The organism is Komagataeibacter europaeus LMG 18890 (assembly GCF_000285295.1).
In the GTDB taxonomy this organism is placed as follows: Bacteria; Pseudomonadota; Alphaproteobacteria; order Acetobacterales; family Acetobacteraceae; genus Komagataeibacter; species Komagataeibacter europaeus.
Map to the genome: position 1 here is coordinate 37,716 of NZ_CADP01000006.1, position 19,178 is coordinate 56,893.

Genomic DNA, 19,178 nt, shown 5'->3' on the forward strand with positions numbered 1-19,178 from the left:
GACAATACTCCGGCAGACTGGACACGGTTGCGCACCCAATGCCTTTCATGCCGAAAGGTTCCCCATCCGTACGGACCGGGCCGGGTGTCGCGGTCCGTTTTCCCCTCCCGCGGTCAAGCCAGGCCGGGACAGGACCGCACCTGTCCCGCCACAGGGTCAGCCTTTGGTATGGCGATGGAAGGTCATGGCGGTCTGTGGTGCCGTGGTGCTGGGCCAGCTTGCCTCGATCCGGTCGCTCAGCTCGTTCAGCAGGCTTTCGGTCACCTTGGCAATGTTGGCATTGCTGGCCGTGCTGCCATCCATGACAATGGTGGTGCGGTTACGCAGGATGGAGGCGCGCGAATCCTCCGGAATGATGGCCCAGTCGGCATTCAGCGCGGATTTGCCGTCGCGGCTGACATCAAGGCGGCTGATATTGAGCTGCAGCCGCCATGTCGGCCGGTCAGGCTGGCTCTGGTCGGTTACGAACAGGTTCGGCCATTTCTGCGCCAGCCGCGCGGTGATCAGGTCGGTCGCGCCCACCGACAGGCGGCTGGCCCAGCGACCCAGCCCGCTGCGTTCGATTTCATGGCCGTTGCGCACCATGATGTCCTGGCTGTCCAGGTAATCGGGCATGCGCGCGCGTTCGACCTCGATCACGGGCGTGCTGTCCGTGATGGGCTGGGTGGCGGTGCTTTCCGCGCCGACGGCCACGGCAGGCGCGCCAAGGGTATAGAAGCGAACCGGGGCCGAGGAACAGGCCGACAGCATGACCGCCGACAGCAGTAATCCGCCACTTGCCCGCAGGGCCGGATACAGACGTGAAAGGGAGACGGCGGGCTGGCGCGTTTTCATTTATTGCGTCCCATCAGCAGAAGTTGCGGATTACTTTCGACTTCATTGGCGAATCCGCGCAGCCCGTAACCTGCTTCCATAATATCACGCATCGTATCGTCCAGATTGAGCCTGTCACGTGATTGCGGGTCAGTCAGCGTACGCAGGCTGGCAAGGGTTTCATGCGCCTGTGCCATGGTCTGGCGGGTATTGGCGATCAGCGCCAGAAGCTCCGCCCGCTGTGCGGCGAACTGCTGGCTGTTGGTGGCGATCAGCCTGTCCAGCCTGTTGATGGTGATGCTGGCGCGGTTTTCCACATCCGCAACGGCCGCGCGGATCTGGGTCACCGCCCCCTCACTGCGTGCGGATGTCGTGCGGATGCTGGCGATCATGCCCGGCAGGTCACGATTCATGTCTTCCGCCAGCTTGCGGATGCTGGCCATCGCGGTCTGCAGGTCATGGTGCAACTGCTGGACGGAAGTTGCGATCAGCATGGTCTCCATCTGCTGCAGCGCCGTCTGTCCCATCGGTATTTCCGTCAGGTCCGTGTCCACCAGGCCGGGATGCAGCCGTACCGGTGTCCTGGGGTCCATGTCCAGGTCAAGCTCGGTCTGCCCGGTGACAAGGCTGTGCAGCGTCATTTCCGCCCGCAGGCCGTTACTGATCAGTTCGGGCAGTGGCGGCAGATCGCTGCGTCCGGGCGCATGATTGGGGTCGAACAGGATATAGACCGGCATGTAGGTATGGTGACTGGCCGGATCGACCTTGACCGTAATGCGTTCGACGGCACCCACCGGCACGCCCCGGAAATTGACGGGGGAGCCGATGTCCAGCCCGTTGGTCGGGCTTTCAAAAATCACCAGTGCCTCGCTGGTGCGGCCGGGCAGGGGCAGCGATCCCTTTACGCCCAGTATGACGAGCGCAATGGCCGCAACCCCCAGCACGGCTGAACCGATCAGCGTCTGCCTGCCGGGCACTGGCATTACCCGTTTCCAGCGGAGCTGGAACTGTCCAGCTGTTCACGGTGCATGAAGGCATGGACCATCGGGTCGGTGCAGTGATCGCGCAGCCAGCGCGGCGAGCCGTGGGCAATGGCGGTTTTCTGGTCGGCATCAAGGAAAATGCCGTCGTCGGCGATGTGGAACAGGCTGGACAGTTCATGGCTGACGATGATGATCGTCGCCCCCAGCCCGTCGCGCAGGTTCAGGATCAGTTCATCCAGACGGGCGGATGTGATCGGGTCCAGCCCGGCGGAAGGTTCGTCAAAGAACAGGATATCGGGGTCCAGCGACATGGCGCGCGCAAGGCCCGCGCGCTTGCGCATGCCGCCACTGAGTTCGGAAGGATACTGGTCAATGGCGTGCAGCATGCCCACCAGCCCCAGCTTGAGTTCCACAAGCTGGCGGATCACGTCCGGTTTCAGTCTGGTGAACATCTGCATGGGCAGGGCGACGTTTTCGCCTACGGTCATGGAACTCCACAGCGCGCCGCTCTGGAACAGGACGCCGAAACGCCGCCCGATACGCACGCGGCTGGCATCGTCGCCCGCCCAGTAATTGTCCTTTTCCACCAGATATGTGCCATGGGTGGGGCGCAGCAGGCCGATCATGCTCTTGAGCAGGGTGCTCTTGCCGCAGCCCGACCCGCCCATGACCGCAAAGATGCTGCCCCGTTTCACACGGAAGGACACGTCATGCTGGATCACCTTGCTGCCGAAGGCCAGGGTCACGTCATCGACGGAAATCATCACCGGACGGTCATCGGTGGCGGGCATCTGGGTGTTCGTATCATTCATGGCGGTCAGATCCCGATGACATTGGCGATAACCGCGAAGACGGCATCAAGGGCGATCACGCCCACGATGCCCACGACCACGGCCTTGGTCGCGGCAATGCCCACGTCGGTGGCGCTGCGCCCGGCCTTCAGCCCGATGCGGCAGCTGGTCAGGCCGACAAAGGTGCCGAATACGAAGCTCTTGATGAAGCCGAAGGTGAACTGGTCCAGCGGCAGCGCCTGGATCGTTTCGTGGAAGTAGCCCAGCGGCGATACATCAAGCATGATGTAGGATACGAAGAACCCGCCCAGCATGCCGATCAGGCAGCCGTACAGGTAAAGCAGCGGCATGGTAAAGGCGAGGGCAAGCACCGAGGGCAGGATCAGGTAACTGGAAACCGGAATGCCGAATACCTGCAGCGCGTCGATTTCTTCATTGGCCTGCATGGTGGAAATGCGCGCGGCATAGGCGCCACCCGTGCGCCCGGCCATGATGATGGCGGTCATGACGGCGGACATCTCGCGCACCATGGCAATGGCCACAAGGCTTGCGACATAGATGTCGGCCGCGAATTTATGCAGTTCCACCGAACCGACAAAGGCAAGGATCGCGCCGACCAGGAAATTCACCACGCCCACGATCAGCAGCGCCGCAGGCCCCGCCGCGTTCAGGTCGGACATGAGGTCGACGGTGCGCATCATCCCGCGCCCGACCAGCGAGGCGAGGCCGCCCCGGGCCGCGGCCGCGCCCATTTCGCTGACACAGCCGACCTCGTTCAGGGTATCGAGCGTGAACTGCCCCACCGCCGCCACCGGTGCGAAATGGTGGGGCGGGGGCGGTGTCGGTTCGGGCGGGATTTCAGGCAGCAGGTCCAGCAGCTTGTGCGCGGATTCCGGCAGGGTGTTGGTGTCGACGTTCACATGGGCTTCGCGCGCGCTGCGCTTGAGTTCCCACAGGAAGCTGATCAGCGATGTATCCCACCTGCCAAGCTGGTCCGTGCGGAATTCGACCGGCTCATCATGCGGCACATCCTTCAGGGCGCCGGCGGGAAAGGCGGGTGTGCGTCCTTCCTGTGCAATCCAGTCCCCTGACAGCGTGACAAGGGTCCGGTTCGCCTCGGGCTGAAGATGCCATTGCGGCGCACCATTGACGGACGTATTCACCAGCCTCTCCAACCTCAGTGCCGCAACCTTGCCTGCCCGGTCACGGGGGCGGCATGCACAAAATGATCCCCGTCCACGTTACATGACTGCGTCGCGCATGCGTATGGCGGGCACCCCATGATATTCTGTTTTCCATACCAGATGACCCGCCCGGCACAAGCCCCGCCGGTGTGGAGGTTCCGCGATGGCAGCGCATGGCTTTGGGCTACGGTCGGCTCATATCGGGGCCGTCATGCGGGTCATGCAGCCTGTCCAGCGCTGGATCCGCAACCGGCCTGCCCTGCACGACAGCCGTGATATCTGCCATCAGCCGCCGGGCCACGGGGAGTCGGTAATGCAGCGGATCCCAGAAATTGTCACGGTTTTCCGTCAGTGGGCCGTCATGGTTGAAATCAAGGGCGATCACGTTGGGTTGGTGGGCTGCGATCCTTTCCACCCCCAGCCTGCATGCCTGCAGCCGGGTCGCAGCAATGCTGTCCGCCGTTCCGTGCAGGAAGGCGGATGCAGGCGGAAACCACAGGATGCGGATGGTGGAGGCAGGCATGCGCCCGACCATTGAATCCAGCAGCGCCATGGTAGCTGGTGGTGTCCCGGCCATGCCGGGTGGCGCCGGGGTATTGTCAGGCGGCGCCCAGTGGTCGAAGGCGGCCTGGACCCGCCCCCGCAGCCGGTCATATCGGTCATCGGGCGGGACAAAGCTGGTGTAGCCATCCAGGCCGAAACGCTGGGCTTTCAGTCCCACCAGCCACAGGAACTGGTTGGTGGCTTCCTGCAGGGCGTACAGGCTTGCCATGTGCAGGTAGCCGGTCCAGGCCGGATGGCCGTACATCCATTCCGGCCACGGCCGGTTGGGGGATGTCAGGCTGCCGGGGCGTTCATGGCACCAGGCGGCGTCCACATCGATCATGACAATGCGCGGGGCGGGGTGCGCGCGCAGGAAGATGTCGAGTTCGCGCGCCTGTTCCCACGGGCTGGCGCTGTTCATGGACATGTTCAGGAAATGCGTGCCCAGTGCGTGATCCAACACGGCGGGCTGGATCAGCCTGCTGGTGGACGTGCCCAGCATGACGGAATCGAAGCGCGGGTCACGGGCCAGCGCGGGCATGGTGTAGCGGGCGTTGGATGTAATGGGAATGCGGGGCAGGCGGGGGGAAAGGGGCAGCACGTCCCACGGGTCAACCGTTACGATGAACAGATAAAGCCCGCCGCCCAGCGCCAGCATGGTCCCCAGCGCAAGCGTGCAGAAATGCTTCCACGCCCCGGACCGCGCCTGCATCACTGATGGCGGAATGTCACGACCAGTACGTCACGATAGGCCGGTCGCGTGGGGTCAAGGGGCCTGACCGCCGTCACCCCATGATAGACACGGTTGTCATTGACCACCGCCGTATCCAGCGGCTCATCCAGCATGAAGCTGCCCACCATGGTGCGCTGCAGGTCATGAATCGCGGTTTCGCCAGACATGACGTTCTCGCGCCGGATCATTACGACCATGACCCAGTCCACGCCATCGCGGTGCAGCCCTTCCGGCGTGGGCTGGCCGGGACTGTCATCCAGCGCCTCGATCCGGAACTGGTGGATTTCGGTGTGCCATGTATCGGGCATGCTGGCCGGGTCGGTCAGGTCGGCGACGATCCGGTGCATGAGCCGCAGGATGGCGCGCAGTGCGGGGTGCGTGCCCACTTCCGGTTCCACCGCGCGGAACCAGCGTTCGATCCCGCCATTGAGTTCGTTGTAATCGCGGCTCTGGTAATGGGGCTGGTGTTTCTTACGCTGGATGCCACCGTCGCTGATGGCGAAGGTGGCATGACGACGGCGGCGGTAACGCCCGCCATCCGCCATGTAGCGATCCAGCCCCAGCCGGTTCCAGCTGGCGGCGAAACTGGCCCAGTCCCGCAGCCCGTACTGTTCCAGCAGGGGGCGCATCTCCCCCGCTGGCACGAAGGCGAAGCCATCCGTGCGCAGGGGGGATTCCAGCCGCGCCAGCAGCGTGGGCGTGCCGTCAGCCATTGGAGGGTTCATTTCCCTTGGGGCTGGCCGCCTGTCCGTCGCCATCGGCCTGGGCCTTCGGGGCCGCCGGTTTCGGCGCGTCCGGCTGTGCTTCGCGCGCGGCAAGTAGCGTGGCCGGATCTTCCTCCATGTTCATGCGCAGCGCGCCGCTCGGGCCATTGGCCAGCAGGTTGACCGAAGTCGGGATCGGGAATGCGACCTTTTCCTTCACCATGCGTGCGCCCAGGCGGCTGTAGTATTCACGATAGACCTTCCACTTCGCGCCCGCTGCCGTGCGGATGGAACCAAGGAACTTGGCCCCGTTCCCGTCCGCCTGCTCGACACCCAGAAACGAGAAGTCGGACTTGATCAGCGGACCATACACCGGGTCCTTGCGCATCAGCGACAGTTCATCCTTCAGGATCGCCGCGACACGGTGCGGGTCTTCCGACAGGTCCAGCATGAAGCTGACCACCACAAGGTTGTAATCGCGCGAGGTATTGGCAATCGAGGTCACGGAGGAGAACGGGATGATGTGCAGGTCCCCGTTCACCGCGCGCAGCCGCAGGGTGCGGATCGACAGGTGTTCCACCGTGCCCGCGACACTGCCTGCGGTGACCCAGTCACCCACCTGCATCGCATTTTCCACCAGCATGAAGAAGCCGGTGATGAAGTCCTTGACCAGGCTCTGCGAACCGAAGGCGATGGCGGCACCCATGATGCCCGCGCCGGTCAGCAGCGGGGCGACGTTGATGCCGATCTGCGACAGCGTGGTCACGGTCACGATGATGATGATGAAGGTCAGCAGCACCGTGCGGATGATCGGCAGCACCGTGCGCAGGCGTGTCGCGCGGGATGCCTGATCTGATGTCTCGAACCGGGTGATCTGGTTCTGCAGCGTGGCGTTGGCCACTTCCCACACCACGATGGCGATGGTGTAGGCGATCATGATCGTCAGCATGGCGCCCACGATCTTGGTGCCCAGCGAACCATGCAGGAAGAAGCGGATCGCGGGCAGGCCCCATGACTGCAGCAGCAGCACGATGGTCACGAATGTCAGCAGCACCGACAGCGCGCGCCGCGCGATGGGGTAGTAGTAGTCCACGCGCGCCTGCAGGCCGGGATAGCGCTTTTCGGTGGCCTCGGGCACATGGAAAATCTTGTTCTGCATGCTGAAGGCCAGCACGGACAGCAGCCGCGCCCCAAGGATGACCACGATGGTCAGCGACAGCGTGCGCAGGATCCAGGCATAGCCGCCACGGATCTGGGTAGCCCAGACCAGCCACAGCGCAAGGTCGAAGAACATGGCCGGGATCCACCAGAAGCGGACCATCCTGCCCACGAAGATCCAGAACGGCTTTTCACGCAGGCGCGCCGATGGCTGCAGTGCTGCGGCCACATGGTGGCGGATGCGCCAGATGAAGATCGCGATCAGGATATGTTCGATCAGCACCACGGCGCGGATGATGGCTTCCGTGCCACGGGCCGGCATGTCGAACACGCCACCCAGCGTGGACAGGCACACCACGATGGAAGGTGCTGCGACAAGGAAGTTCCACCACCGCGTGACCATGCGCGCCGTGGCATCCGACGCGCTGCACAGGCGGATGGTGGGGGAATGCGGCACGAACACCGTCTCGAGCAGCAGGTAGATCACGCGCGCAATCACATAGGCGTTCGTCAGCGTGATGGTGACCATCGCGGCCTGGTGGGTGGAGGTGAACAGCGCGGACGCGCCATAACCCAGCCCGCAGAACAGGGCGACCGGCAGCAGCTTGATCAGCAGGTGCAGCAGTGAATAGGGAATGCGCGTGATGATGCGCAGCGTTTCATGCTGCTGGCGGTCATCGTTCTGGCGGGCCTGTTCGGTCTGCTGTTCGGCCTGTGCATCGGCAGTGGAGGCGGGCGGCGGGGCAGGCTGGTTCTGGTCCGCCTGGTCTTCACGCTTCAGGCGCTGGTTCAGGCGCTGCTCGGTCGCCACCGCGCGCGCGGTGACACCGGCCAGCGGCTTGCGCATGGCGATGGACAACGCGCGTTCGGCGACAAGGGCCAGGATGAAGATGATGCTGGCGCGACCCATCGCATCCAGCAGGATCCGGCGCGAATCCGCATTGGACAGGATGGAGTGGACCCACCGGCCCACAAAGGCCAGATCCTTGAACAGCCCCATGAAGTTCTGGCCCTGCTGCAACGCGAGGTCGCGTATGTGGGTCAGTTCGCTCATGGTTTCGCTGCTGATGCTGTCGGGTTCAAGCGACACATCGGCGGGGGCGGCGGCTTTTTTCGCGGGGGCTGCGGCGGGGGCCGGCTTGGGCGCGGGCAGTCCCTTGGCGATGGCGTCAAGGGTGCGGGTGAATTCCTCGCGCTTCTGCGGGTCGTTCATGACCGACAGGACCTGCTGCGCCTGCTGGCTGGTTATGCCCTGTGTCGCCGGGTCGGTGTCCGCCGCGCGGGCCTGCATGGCCCACGGCAGCAGCGCCAGCATGAAGGCCGCCAGCAATGTCAGGATACCGCCCCGTCTGGACCGGGTTGGAGCGGAATGGACCGTTGTCGCGTAATGGGCCGACATGCCGATTGTTCACCTCCTTGGAAAATCAGGAACCCCGGCGCAGCGCAGCGTCAGGATCCCCGCCATAACACCAAAACGCCCGCGCGCATTCCTGCGCGGGGCGGACCGTCATGCTGCGGGAAAAACATTCAATATCAGAATAGAAGGCCGGCAGAGGCGGGAAGGTTGCATTTTTGTCATGTTTTTTTGTGTCAGCCGCCCCATTGCGGCGGCGTCGGGGCGGCGGCCCGGGCTTCGCGGCGGATCACGCAGGTGCCCGCCAGAATATCATGCAGCCCCTGCTTGCGCTGTGTCCACATGACCATGAGGAACCCCACCCCACAGATCAGCGCCGACAGGTATTTGCCGAAATACCGCCCCGCCGCGCGCAGCAGCGTGATGCGGTTGCCATACAGGTCGGTCACGCGCATGCTGCACATGATCTTGCCCGGCGTGGCCTGCAGGGATGACGCCTCGAACATGATGTAATACGCGGCGGGCAGCAGCAGGGTAATCAGTTCGAACAGCCCGTTGCCGTTCCAGTGCAGGTGGGGCGTGCTGGACAGGATGGTGTAGTCGGCAGGCTGGATATAGGAGATTCGGTAATCCCCCCCGCTGCCCCCCATCGATCGCGGGTCGAATATCGAGATCGAGAGACTGGGCGGCACCAGCAGCATGCCCAGCAGGCCAAGCACCGCCCACAGCACGATGGAATCGATCACATAGGCCACGACCCGGATCCAGAACCCCCCATAGGTCCAGACATCCTGTGGGGTGGAGGCAGGGCGGAAAAACGGGTTTGTCATGCAGGCTGTTCCTGTCTGGCAGACGTGATGGGTATACCCGGACAGCAATGCCATCGCTGCGTGCGCAACGGAACAGGAAAAAAGCGCGCGCCCGCAATCAGGCGCCCGCCATGGCCTAGCTGCGATAGGATCCGTTGATGTCGATGTAGCCGTGCGTCAGGTCGCAGCCCCATGCCTGCGCCGTGCCGTTGCCCAGGCCCAGGTCGATGGTGATCTCGATTTCCTGCCCGCGCATGTGCGCGACAACGGGGGTTTCATCATAATCGGGCACGACGGTGCCGTTTTGGGCAATCCATGTCCCGCCAATGCCGACCGACAGCGTATCGCGGTTGGCGGGTTCGCCACATTTGCCAACCGCCATGACGACGCGGCCCCAGTTGGCGTCTTCCCCCGCCACGGCCGTCTTGACCAGCGGGGAATTGGCCACGGACATGGCCACGCGGTGGGCCGATTCATCGGATACCGCGCCCGTGACGGTGATGTGCATCATCTTCGTCACACCTTCCCCGTCGCGGATCACCAGCAACGCCAGTTCCAGCAGCAGGGAATCGAGTGCTTCGCGGAAATCCGCCAGATGCGGCGACTGCGCATCCCCGATTTCCGTATTGCCGGCCTGCCCCGTGGCGAACAGCAGAATCATGTCGGAGGTGGAGGTATCCGAATCCACCGTAATGCAGTTGAAGCTGCGGTTGACCCCATCGGTCAGCAGGGACTGGATCACGCCTGCGGGCAGTTTCGCATCGGTCGCGATGAAGGACAGCAGGGTCGCCATGTCCGGCGCCACCATGCCGCTGCCCTTGACAATGCCCTGGATGCGCACCGTCGTTTCGCCAATGCGCGCCGTGCGGGTCGCGGCCTTGGGAAAGGTATCGGTGGTCATGATGCCACGCGCGGCATCCGGCCACCCGTCATCCGACAGGGTGGCGTACAGGCCGGGCAGGGCGGCTGAAATCTTCTGGTAGGGCAGGATTTCACCGATTACGCCGGTGGAGGCGAGGAAAACCTCGCTTGCCGCGCAGTTGACCAGTCGCGCCGCGTCGGCCGCATTGGCCTGCGTCGCCTCGAAGCCCGCGCGGCCGGTAAAGACATTGGCGTTTCCCGCATTGACCACCAGCGCCCGCGCGCGGCCATCGGCCATCGCGGCGCGGCACCAGTCCACCGGCGCGCCGGGGCACTTGCTGCGGGTATAGACACCCGCCACCGTCGTGCCCGGCGCGAATTCCGCCATCACCAGGTCGGTGCGTCCCTTGTAACGGATGCCTGCTGCCGTTGCGCCGAAACGTACGCCCGCCACGGGCGGAAGTTCAGGCATTGGCCGGGCAAGGGGGGAGACGGGCAGGGCATTGGCCATGGTCGGTCAGGGTCCTTGGATGACAGCGGGAAACGGGGAACGAGTATGATTCGGCGGCGCAGGCGGGAACGCGGTTGCATCCCGCCCGCGCCGCAGCCTTGGATTAGTGGGCCGCGGGCTGTTCAGGCAGCGGCTTGCCGTCCGGGCCAAAGCGCACGACCTTGACCTGCGACAGGGCGTTGCTGACGGCCTTCTGCACGCCTTCCTGGATCAGCTTCTGGCGGATCTGGTCGCGGGTCGCGTCCAGCGTGGGCGTCGGCGCGGTGCGCTTGCCCAGCACCTGGATCACGTGCCAGCCGTACTGGGTGTGGACCGGGGTCTGGCTGAAGGTGTTGGGCTGCATGGAAGATGCCGCGTCCCAGAAGGTCGGCAGCATGTCACCCTTCTTGAACCAGCCCAGGTCGCCGCCATTCTGCTTGGCGGATCCGGGGTCCTTGGACAGCTTGGTGGCCAGCTGGCCAAAGTCGGCCCCGCCCTTGAGCTGCTTGATGACGTCGTTGGCCTCGGCCTCCGTCTGCACCAGGATGTGGCGGGCGTGGATTTCTTCAGCACCCGGCTTGTTGGCGTAGTTCTTGTCGTAATACGCCTTGACCGCATCATCGGTCAGCGTGGGGGCGACCTGTGCCGACAGATAGGCATTCTGCAGCGCATTCTGCGCCGCCTGCTGCATCTGTTGCTGGACGTCGGGCTGCTTGTCCAGCCCGGCCTTGGCCGCCGCGACCTGGATGGCGCGCTGGTCCACAAGCTGGTTGAGCAGGATCGGCACGATGATGTTGTCGGGCAGCTTGCGCAGCTGCTCGGGCATCGTGGCCATGGCCTGCCGCACGTCATTGAGACGGATGTCCTGCCCGTTCACCGTGGCGAGGAGCGGATTCTGGTCCGCCGTGCCGGGCGCGCCCGGCTTGGCCGCCGCGGGGGCGGGCGCCGGGGCGGGGGACGCCGCGAATGCAGGAGGGACGATGAAAGAGGAAGCAAGCAGGGCCATCGTTGCGACAGCCTTTGCCGGACTGATAGTCCGCATGTGCAAAAAACCCTAGTTATGAACGCGTTCGGCGGGCATCATGGCGAAGGGCGGCCCAGCCTGCAAGGGCCGGATGCGATATGGCCGTTTTCCCCCGCTTTTGCCATGGCGCCACGGTCCATCGGTTGACCGTTGGCGGCATGGGTCCTATCTCATGTCTCCGCGCGAGAATTTTATCCGCCAAAGCCTGCCCCCGCCCCCGCCGGTCCGTCGCGGGCGTGCGGGAATGCCATTCCGGGAAGGTCTTCATGTTCGCCAGTATTGCCCGCGCCCTGTTCGGAACCGCCAATGACCGGGCGCTGAAATCGTACCAGCGGCGCGTGCCCGCGATCAACGCGCTTGAACCCCAGGTCCAGGCGCTGGACGATGCGGCCTTTGCCGCCAAGACGCCCGAATTCCGTGAACGCCTTGCCAGGGGCGAAACGCTGGATGCCCTGCTGCCCGAAGCCTTCGCCGTCTGCCGCGAGGCCTCGAAGCGCGTGCTGGGCATGCGGCATTTCGATGTGCAGCTGATTGGTGGCATGGTCCTGCATGATGGCAAGATTGCGGAAATGCGCACCGGTGAGGGCAAGACCCTTGTCGCGACGCTTGCCGTCTATCTCAGCGCGCTGGCGGGCAAGGGCGTGCATGTCGTGACCGTCAACGACTACCTTGCCAGCCGCGATGCCGACCAGATGGGCAAGCTGTATGAATTCCTGGGGCTGAGCGTGGGCGTGGTCGTGCCCAACATGCCCGAGGACGAACGCCGCGCCGCCTACCGTGCCGACATAACTTACGGTACCAACAACGAATTCGGCTTCGACTACCTGCGTGACAACATGAAGTACCGCGTGGAGGACATGGTCCAGCGGCCCTTCCACCACGCCATTGTCGATGAAGTAGATTCGATCCTGATCGATGAGGCGCGGACCCCGCTCATCATCTCCGGCCCCGCCGAGGACAGTTCCGACCTGTACCGCGCGGTGGATGAGGTGATGGTCGCCCTGGTGGCCGACCCCGAAGCGTATGAGAAGGATGAGAAATTCCGCTCCGTCATCCTGACGGAAAAGGGCGCGGAACAGGTGGAGGAACTGCTGCGTGGCGCGGGCGTGCTGCATGAAGGCGGCCTGTATGACAGCAATAACGTGGCGGTGATCCACCACGTGCAGCAGTCGCTGCGCGCGCATACGCTGTTCACCCGCGATGTCGATTACATCGTGCGTGGTGGCAAGGTGGTGATCATTGACGAATTCACCGGCCGCATGATGGAAGGCCGCCGCTATTCGGACGGCCTGCACCAGGCGCTGGAAGCCAAGGAGCATGTCGAGGTCCAGCAGGAAAACCAGACCCTGGCCTCCATCACGTTCCAGAACTACTTCCGCATGTATCCCCGCCTGTCCGGCATGACCGGCACGGCCATGACGGAAGCAGATGAATTCGCGGATATCTACAAGCTCGACGTGATCGAGATCCCGACCAACCTGCCCGTCGCGCGCAAGGACGACGATGACGAGGTCTACCTGACCGCGCGGGAGAAATACGAAGCGGTCGCCAACCTCATCAAGGACATCAGCAAGACATCCGGCCAGCCGGTGCTGGTGGGCACGACGTCGATCGAGAAGAGCGAGTACCTCTCCTCCCTGCTGCGCCAGCACGGCATCAAGCACAACGTGCTCAACGCCCGGTTCCATGAACTCGAGGCCGAGATCGTGGCGCAGGCCGGTGCGCCCGGGGCCATCACCATCGCCACCAACATGGCCGGGCGTGGCACGGACATCAAGCTTGGCGGCAATGTGGACATGCTGATCCACCAGCGCCTTGCCGGGATCGAGGATCCGCAAGACTATGCCCGCAGCGAGCAGGAACTGCGGGAGACGGTGGCCCGCGACCACGATATCGTACGCAAGGCGGGCGGCCTGTATGTCATCGGCACCGAACGGCATGAAAGCCGCCGTATCGACAACCAGCTGCGCGGCCGCGCGGGGCGTCAGGGCGATCCGGGCAATTCGCGCTTCTTCATCTCGCTTGAAGATGACCTCATGCGCATATTCGGTACCGACCGCATGGGCAACATGCTGCAGAAGCTGGGCCTGAAGGAAGGGGAGGCGATCGTGCATCCCTGGATCAACAAGGCCCTTGAGCGCGCGCAGAAGAAGGTCGAGGCCCGCAACTTCGACATGCGCAAGAACACGCTCAAATATGATGACGTGATGAATGACCAGCGCAAGGAGGTCTATGCCCAGCGCCGGGAATACATGGCGGCGGAGGATGTCTCCCCCATCATCACCGAAATGCGTGAAGACGTGATCCACGACATGGTGGCCCGGCGCATTCCCGAAAAATCCTTCCCCGAGCAGTGGCTGAAGGATGAACTGGCGCAGGATGTGCAGACCACGCTGAACCTGACCCTGCCGATTGCGGAATGGGCGAAGGAAGACGGCGTGGACGGCACGGTCGTGGCCGAACGGATCGAGCAGGCGGCCGCCCAGTCACAGGCCAGCCGGGCCGCCAATTTCGGCCCGTCCGTCATGCGCTATGTGGAAAAGCAGGTGCTGCTGACCACGTTTGACGCGGTATGGAAGGAGCACCTGTTGGCCCTTGACCAGCTGCGTCAGGGCATCGGCCTGCGCGCCTATGGCCAGAAGGACCCGCTGAACGAGTTCAAGCACGAGGCGTTCGAGCTGTTCCACGCCATGCTTGATCACCTGCGGGTGCGCGTGACCTCCACCATGGCGCGGGTGGAAATGGCGCCGCCGCCGATTGACAACCCCTTTGCCGGTGTTGCCGAAATCCATTCCGACCCCGAGGTGCCGGGGCTGGAGAACGAGCCGGGCCCCGGCCTCATGCCCGATGCGACGGGCCGCCAGCCGGATCCGTCCATGGCGGCGCCCATCGGCGGGGCCGCGGTCATGCCCGATGACCCGTCCAGCTGGGGCGAGGTCTCGCGCAATTCGCCCTGCCCCTGCGGGTCGGGCAAGAAATACAAGCACTGCCACGGGCGGCTGGTCTGACCAGCCATACCGGGGTGGATGGCCAAGAACGATAGACGAAACAGGATCAGGGACGAACGATGGCGGGTCATTCCCAATTCAAGAACATCATGCACCGCAAGGGCGCGCAGGACGCCAAGCGGGCCAAGCAGTTTGCCAAGGTCATCCGTGAAATCACCGTGGCCACGCGTGAAGGCATGCCAGACCCGGCCATGAATCCGCGCCTGCGTGCTGCGATTTCGGCCGCGCGTGAAGTCAACATGCCCAAGGACACGGTCGAACGCGCGATCAAGAAGGCATCGGGCGCTGGCGGCGGTGATGACTACACCGAAGTCCGTTACGAAGGGTACGGCCCGGCCGGCGTGGCCGTGATCGTGGAAGGACTGACGGATAACCGCAACCGTACGGCATCCGATGTCCGCGCGGCGTTTTCCAAGCATGGCGGTTCGCTGGGGGAGACGAACTCGGTGTCCTTCATGTTCACCCGCCTGGGGGTGATCACCTATCCACTGGATGCGGCGTGCGAGGACGACCTGATCGAAGCCGGGCTTGAAGCCGGTGCCGAGAATGTCGAGACCGTGGAGGGCATGCATGAAGTGACCTGTCCGGTCGAATCCTTCTTTGCCGTGCGCGACGCGCTGGAAACCCGTTTTGGCGAACCCGCTTCGGCCCGGCTGGACTGGCGGCCGTCCAATACGGTTGAACTGGATGAAGACAAGGCGCGCAGCGTGTTCAAGTTGATCGACACGCTGGAAGACCACGACGACGTGCAGGCGGTATACGCCAATTTCGACGTGCCGGACGACGTGGCCGAAAAGCTGTCGGCCTGATCCGGCCGGTGGTCCGCATCCTTGGCATCGATCCCGGCCTGCGTTTTACCGGCTGGGGGGTCGTGACGGCGCAGGGCAACCGGCTGAGCCATGTTGCCGATGGTGTGATCGCCACCGATTCGGCACTGTCCGTGCCCGAGCGCCTGCGCCACCTGCATGATGCGCTGCTGGAACTGGCCCGTAACTTCGCCCCCGATGAAGCGGCGGTCGAGGAAACCTATGTCAACCGCAACGGCTCTGCGACGCTGAAGCTGGGCTATGCCCGTGGCGTGGGGCTGCTGGTGCCGATGCTGCTGGATATTCCCGTATCCGAATACGGAGCAAAGACGGTCAAGCGCGCCGTGGTCGGCACCGGGGCCGCGACAAAGGAACAGGTCGGCATGATGGTCCGCCGGATCCTGCCCACGGCCCTGCTGAAGAGCGCGGATGCGGCGGATGCGCTGGCGGTGGCCATCTGCCACGCCCACCATCGCGCCAGCGCCATGCATATCGCCAATGCGACGAGGATGGCATGATCGCGCAGCTGCGTGGCCTGCTGGCGCAGGTGGAGGCGGATCGCTGCGTGATTGACGTAAGCGGCGTCGGCTATCTGGTGCAGGCGTCCTCGCGCACGCTGGCGGTCCTGCCGCAGCCGCCGGAACTGGCCCTGGTGCTGGTGGAAACCGTGGTGCGCGAGGACGCCATCCTGCTGTATGGCTTTGCCGAGGCGTCGGAGCGGTCATGGTTCCGCCTGCTGACCACCGTGCAGGGGGTGGGGGCCAAGGTGGCGCTGGCCATCCTGTCCGTCCTGCCGCCGCCTGACCTGATGGTGGCCATTGGCGGGGGCGACAAGGCCATGCTGACCCGCGCGGGGGGCGTGGGCGCGCGTCTTGCCCAGCGTATCGTGACCGAACTGCGTGACAAATGCGAAGGCATGCCCACGGGCGCGCCCGCGGGCAGCGTGGTGCCAGGCGTGACCATTGCCGTGCCGACGCAGCGGAGCATCGCGGCGGATGCGCTGCTGGCGCTGTCCGGGCTTGGCTTCCGCCGGGCGGAAGCGCAGCCGGTGGTGGAACGGGTCATTGACCGGCTGGACGGCAGGGCCGACCTGGATGTCGTGATCCGTGACGCGCTGAAGGAACTGGCCCGATGAGCGAACAGCCCGAGCGCGAAATCGACGCCCGACGGGGCGAGGAAGACGGTAGCGAAGGCTCGCTCCGGCCCCAGACGCTGGATGATTTCACCGGCCAGAAGGCCAGCCGCGAAAACCTGGCCATTTTCATCGCCGCCGCCCGGCAGCGTGGGGATGCGCTGGATCATGTGCTGCTGCATGGGCCGCCGGGACTGGGCAAGACCACGCTGGCGCAGATCGTGGCGCGTGAACTGGGCGTGGGGTTTCGCGCGACATCGGGGCCGGTGATCCAGCGCGCGGGGGATCTGGCCGCGATCCTGACCAACCTGCAGCCGCGCGACGTGCTGTTCATTGACGAAATCCACCGCCTGCACCCGTCCATCGAGGAAGTGCTGTACCCGGCGATGGAGGATTTCCAGCTTGACCTGATCATTGGGGAAGGGCCTGCCGCGCGTTCGGTGCGGATTGACCTGGCCCCCTTTACGCTGGTGGCCGCCACCACGCGCGCGGGCCTGCTGGCGACGCCGCTGCGGGACCGGTTCGGCATTCCGCTGCGGCTGGTGTTCTATACCCCTGAGGAACTGTGCCAGATCGTGACCCGTGGCGCGCGCAAGCTGGAATTCGACCTGACACCGGAGGGGGCGGAGGAAATCGCCCGCCGTTCGCGTGGCACGCCGCGTATCGCTGGCAGGCTGCTGCGCCGGGTGCGCGACTTCGCCGCCGTGGCGCGTGCGGGCAGCGGGCCGGTTGACCGGGTGCTGGCGGATGCCGCGCTGTCGCGTCTGGAAGTCGATTCGATGGGGCTGGATGGCATGGACCGCCGGTACCTGCGCCGCATTGCCGAATACCACCATGGCGGCCCGGTGGGGGTTGAAACGCTGGCGGCCGCCCTGGCCGAGGCGCGCGATACACTCGAGGATGTGATCGAGCCCTACCTGATTCAGGAAGGGCTTGTGCTACGGACAAGCCGCGGGCGCATGCTGGGCGAGCGGGGCTGGCGCCATCTCGGGTTGCAGCCCCCCGCCCGCACGCCCGGACAGGGAGACCTGCTGGGGGATGACTGAATGGTGGAACATAATATCGATTTCCGTATCTACTACGAGGATACGGACGCGGGGGGCGTCGTCTATCATGCCCGCTACCTTGCGCTGGCGGAACGCGCCCGCACGGAAGCGATCCGCGCGCAGGGGCAGGCGGCGTCCGACCTGCTGGCCGATTACGGGCTGGCCTTCGTGGTGCGGCATGCCGCCATCGACTACCGCGCGCCGCTGCGGCTGGATGACATCGTGCGCATCACGACTCGCCTGACGGACCTCGGGGCGGCAAGCTGCCGGCTCATGCAGGACTTCCACCGTGTGGACGGGAACGGCGGGCTGGGGTGCGGGTCGCTGGATGTCCGTCTGGCCTGCGTGCGTGCGCAGGATGGACGGGCTGCCCGATTTCCGCCGCGATGGCGTGATCTTTTACGCGAACTCGTGGCCTGAGCCAGACGAAGGCATGCAGTATGCATGTGCTTTTCATGCCATGGGTTGACCGGGACGCAAGGCTGTGCGGAAAGCGGGTTGGCCGTGACTTGCTAAAGGGGCAAGTTTCGTGTTTGTGCGAACGGTCAAGGTGGGCAGGAGGTATATTTGGACCAAGCGGTTAATGCGGCGAATCTGGGCGCTGCAGCAGGTGATCTGTCGATGTGGGCGTTATTCATGCACGCATCGGTTGTCGTTAAGCTGGTAATGATTGGCCTGGTGACCTGCAGTGTGATTGTGTGGGCAATCATCTTCGACAAATTCACGACTGTCCGCCGGGTCAACCGGCAGGCGAATGATTTTGAGGAACGCTTCTGGGCCGGTGGCAGCCTTGACGACCTGTATGAATCCGATGGCGCGAAGCCGGTCCACCCGATGGCCGCCGTGTTTGGCGCGGCGATGGGGGAATGGCGGCGTTCATCGCGCATTACCGGCATCGACCTGGTGCATGGTGGGGTGCAGGATCGCGTCAACCGCGCCATGGCCATTACCATCACGCGTGAAATGGACCGCCTGAACCGGTGGATCATCTTCCTGGCCACCATCGGGCCCGTGGCGCCGTTCATCGGCCTGTTTGGGACGGTGTGGGGCATCATGCATGCCTTCGGGTCGATCGCGGCCATGCACAACACCAACCTGTCCGTCGTGGCCCCCGGCATTTCGGAAGCCCTGTTCGCGACCGCCATCGGCCTTGTCACGGCCATCCCGGCGGTGATCGCCTATAACGTGATCAGCAACAGCATGAGCGTGTTCGAAGACCGGCTGGATGCCTTCGGCACCGAATTCGCCGCCATCCTGTCACGCCAGTCCGAAGAAAGGGGTGCGTGATCATGGGGGCAAGCCTGAGCGACCTGCGCGGACGCCGGCGCAAGCGGCGGCCCATGGCGGAAATCAACGTCACCCCCCTGGTTGACGTGATGCTGGTGCTGCTCATCATCTTCATGGTGACGGCGCCGATGATGACAAGCGGCGTGAACGTGGACCTGCCCAAGACGGATGCGGCCCCGGTCAATACCGATACCAAGCCGATTACCGTCTCGATCCGGTCCAATGGCGACCTGTACCTGGGTGATGAACCCGTCTCGCCCGACCAGCTGGTGGATCAGCTCAAGGCCGCGGCCCAGAATGACCGTGAACACCGCATTTTCGTGCGTGGGGATTCCCATATCGACTATGGCCGGGTGATGCAGATCATGGGCCAGATCACGGCAGGTGGCTTTACGCACGTGGCGTTGCTGGCGCAGCAGCCGCCCGGCGGCCATTAAGCTGAACCTGATACC

The 19,178-nt window shown here is 64.4% G+C and carries 18 protein-coding genes; 8 read left to right on the forward strand and 10 right to left on the reverse strand.

Annotated elements, in window-relative coordinates; genetic code table 11:
• Window positions 1–156: 156 nt before the first annotated feature.
• The 10 genes from GEU01_RS04185 to GEU01_RS04230 form a co-directional block, all read right to left on the reverse strand.
• Window positions 157–834, reverse strand: a complete 678-nt coding sequence (locus GEU01_RS04185; protein ID WP_010509075.1) for a PqiC family protein — start codon at window positions 832–834, stop codon at window positions 157–159.
• On the reverse strand, window positions 831–1,796 hold the full coding sequence (locus GEU01_RS04190) for an MlaD family protein (RefSeq protein WP_019085064.1): 966 nt from the start codon (window positions 1,794–1,796) through the stop codon (window positions 831–833). The genes GEU01_RS04185 and GEU01_RS04190 overlap by 4 nt, the downstream gene beginning before the upstream one ends.
• Window positions 1,796–2,608, reverse strand: a complete 813-nt coding sequence (locus GEU01_RS04195) for an ABC transporter ATP-binding protein (RefSeq protein WP_010509078.1) — start codon at window positions 2,606–2,608, stop codon at window positions 1,796–1,798. Before GEU01_RS04195 ends, GEU01_RS04190 begins: the two co-directional genes overlap by 1 nt.
• 5 nt (window positions 2,609–2,613) lie before the next feature.
• Window positions 2,614–3,750 carry an MlaE family ABC transporter permease gene (locus GEU01_RS04200; protein ID WP_019085065.1) on the reverse strand — a complete coding sequence of 379 codons (1,137 nt, stop codon included), beginning with the start codon at window positions 3,748–3,750 and terminating at the stop codon, window positions 2,614–2,616.
• Between the two features lie 205 nt (window positions 3,751–3,955).
• A complete protein-coding gene (locus tag GEU01_RS04205; RefSeq protein ID WP_019085066.1) occupies window positions 3,956–5,026 on the reverse strand; it encodes a hypothetical protein in 1,071 nt (356 codons plus the stop codon).
• Window positions 5,026–5,760 (reverse strand): 2OG-Fe dioxygenase family protein, encoded by a 735-nt coding sequence (locus tag GEU01_RS04210; protein WP_010509085.1) that lies wholly within the window; start codon window positions 5,758–5,760, stop codon window positions 5,026–5,028. The genes GEU01_RS04205 and GEU01_RS04210 overlap by 1 nt, the downstream gene beginning before the upstream one ends.
• Window positions 5,753–8,308 carry a mechanosensitive ion channel family protein gene (locus GEU01_RS04215; RefSeq protein WP_026018488.1) on the reverse strand — a complete coding sequence of 852 codons (2,556 nt, stop codon included), beginning with the start codon at window positions 8,306–8,308 and terminating at the stop codon, window positions 5,753–5,755. The genes GEU01_RS04210 and GEU01_RS04215 overlap by 8 nt, the downstream gene beginning before the upstream one ends.
• Before the next feature lie 191 nt (window positions 8,309–8,499).
• Window positions 8,500–9,093, reverse strand: coding sequence for an RDD family protein (locus tag GEU01_RS04220; RefSeq protein WP_019085068.1), 594 nt, complete (start codon window positions 9,091–9,093; stop codon window positions 8,500–8,502).
• Between the two features lie 115 nt (window positions 9,094–9,208).
• Window positions 9,209–10,444, reverse strand: a complete 1,236-nt coding sequence (gene argJ, locus GEU01_RS04225; protein ID WP_019085069.1) for a bifunctional glutamate N-acetyltransferase/amino-acid acetyltransferase ArgJ — start codon at window positions 10,442–10,444, stop codon at window positions 9,209–9,211.
• A 103-nt stretch (window positions 10,445–10,547) separates the two neighbouring features.
• Window positions 10,548–11,465, reverse strand: coding sequence for a peptidylprolyl isomerase (locus GEU01_RS04230; RefSeq protein ID WP_026018489.1), 918 nt, complete (start codon window positions 11,463–11,465; stop codon window positions 10,548–10,550).
• A gap of 248 nt (window positions 11,466–11,713) precedes the next feature.
• On the opposite strand from GEU01_RS04230, the gene secA reads away from it, so the two are divergent.
• The 8 genes from secA (at window position 11,714) to tolR (ending at window position 19,163) form a co-directional block, all read left to right on the forward strand.
• Window positions 11,714–14,455 (forward strand): preprotein translocase subunit SecA, encoded by a 2,742-nt coding sequence (secA, locus tag GEU01_RS04240; RefSeq protein ID WP_026018490.1) that lies wholly within the window; start codon window positions 11,714–11,716, stop codon window positions 14,453–14,455.
• 59 nt (window positions 14,456–14,514) lie between these two features.
• Window positions 14,515–15,264 carry a YebC/PmpR family DNA-binding transcriptional regulator gene (locus tag GEU01_RS04245; protein ID WP_019085071.1) on the forward strand — a complete coding sequence of 250 codons (750 nt, stop codon included), beginning with the start codon at window positions 14,515–14,517 and terminating at the stop codon, window positions 15,262–15,264.
• Window positions 15,265–15,272: 8 nt separating this feature from the next.
• A complete protein-coding gene (gene ruvC, locus GEU01_RS04250; protein ID WP_019085072.1) occupies window positions 15,273–15,779 on the forward strand; it encodes a crossover junction endodeoxyribonuclease RuvC in 507 nt (168 codons plus the stop codon).
• On the forward strand, window positions 15,776–16,396 hold the full coding sequence (gene ruvA / locus GEU01_RS04255) for a Holliday junction branch migration protein RuvA (protein ID WP_019085073.1): 621 nt from the start codon (window positions 15,776–15,778) through the stop codon (window positions 16,394–16,396). Before ruvC ends, ruvA begins: the two co-directional genes overlap by 4 nt.
• Complete coding sequence (gene ruvB / locus GEU01_RS04260) at window positions 16,393–17,439, forward strand: Holliday junction branch migration DNA helicase RuvB (protein ID WP_010509097.1); 1,047 nt, start codon at window positions 16,393–16,395, stop codon at window positions 17,437–17,439. The genes ruvA and ruvB overlap by 4 nt, the downstream gene beginning before the upstream one ends.
• Complete coding sequence (locus GEU01_RS04265) at window positions 17,440–17,859, forward strand: YbgC/FadM family acyl-CoA thioesterase (RefSeq protein ID WP_010509098.1); 420 nt, start codon at window positions 17,440–17,442, stop codon at window positions 17,857–17,859.
• 201 nt (window positions 17,860–18,060) lie between these two features.
• Entirely contained in the window at window positions 18,061–18,726 is a 666-nt protein-coding gene (tolQ, locus tag GEU01_RS04270) for a protein TolQ (RefSeq protein ID WP_010509099.1), read from the forward strand.
• A gap of 2 nt (window positions 18,727–18,728) precedes the next feature.
• Window positions 18,729–19,163 (forward strand): protein TolR, encoded by a 435-nt coding sequence (gene tolR / locus GEU01_RS04275; RefSeq protein WP_026018492.1) that lies wholly within the window; start codon window positions 18,729–18,731, stop codon window positions 19,161–19,163.
• The last annotated feature ends 15 nt before the right edge of the window (window positions 19,164–19,178 follow it).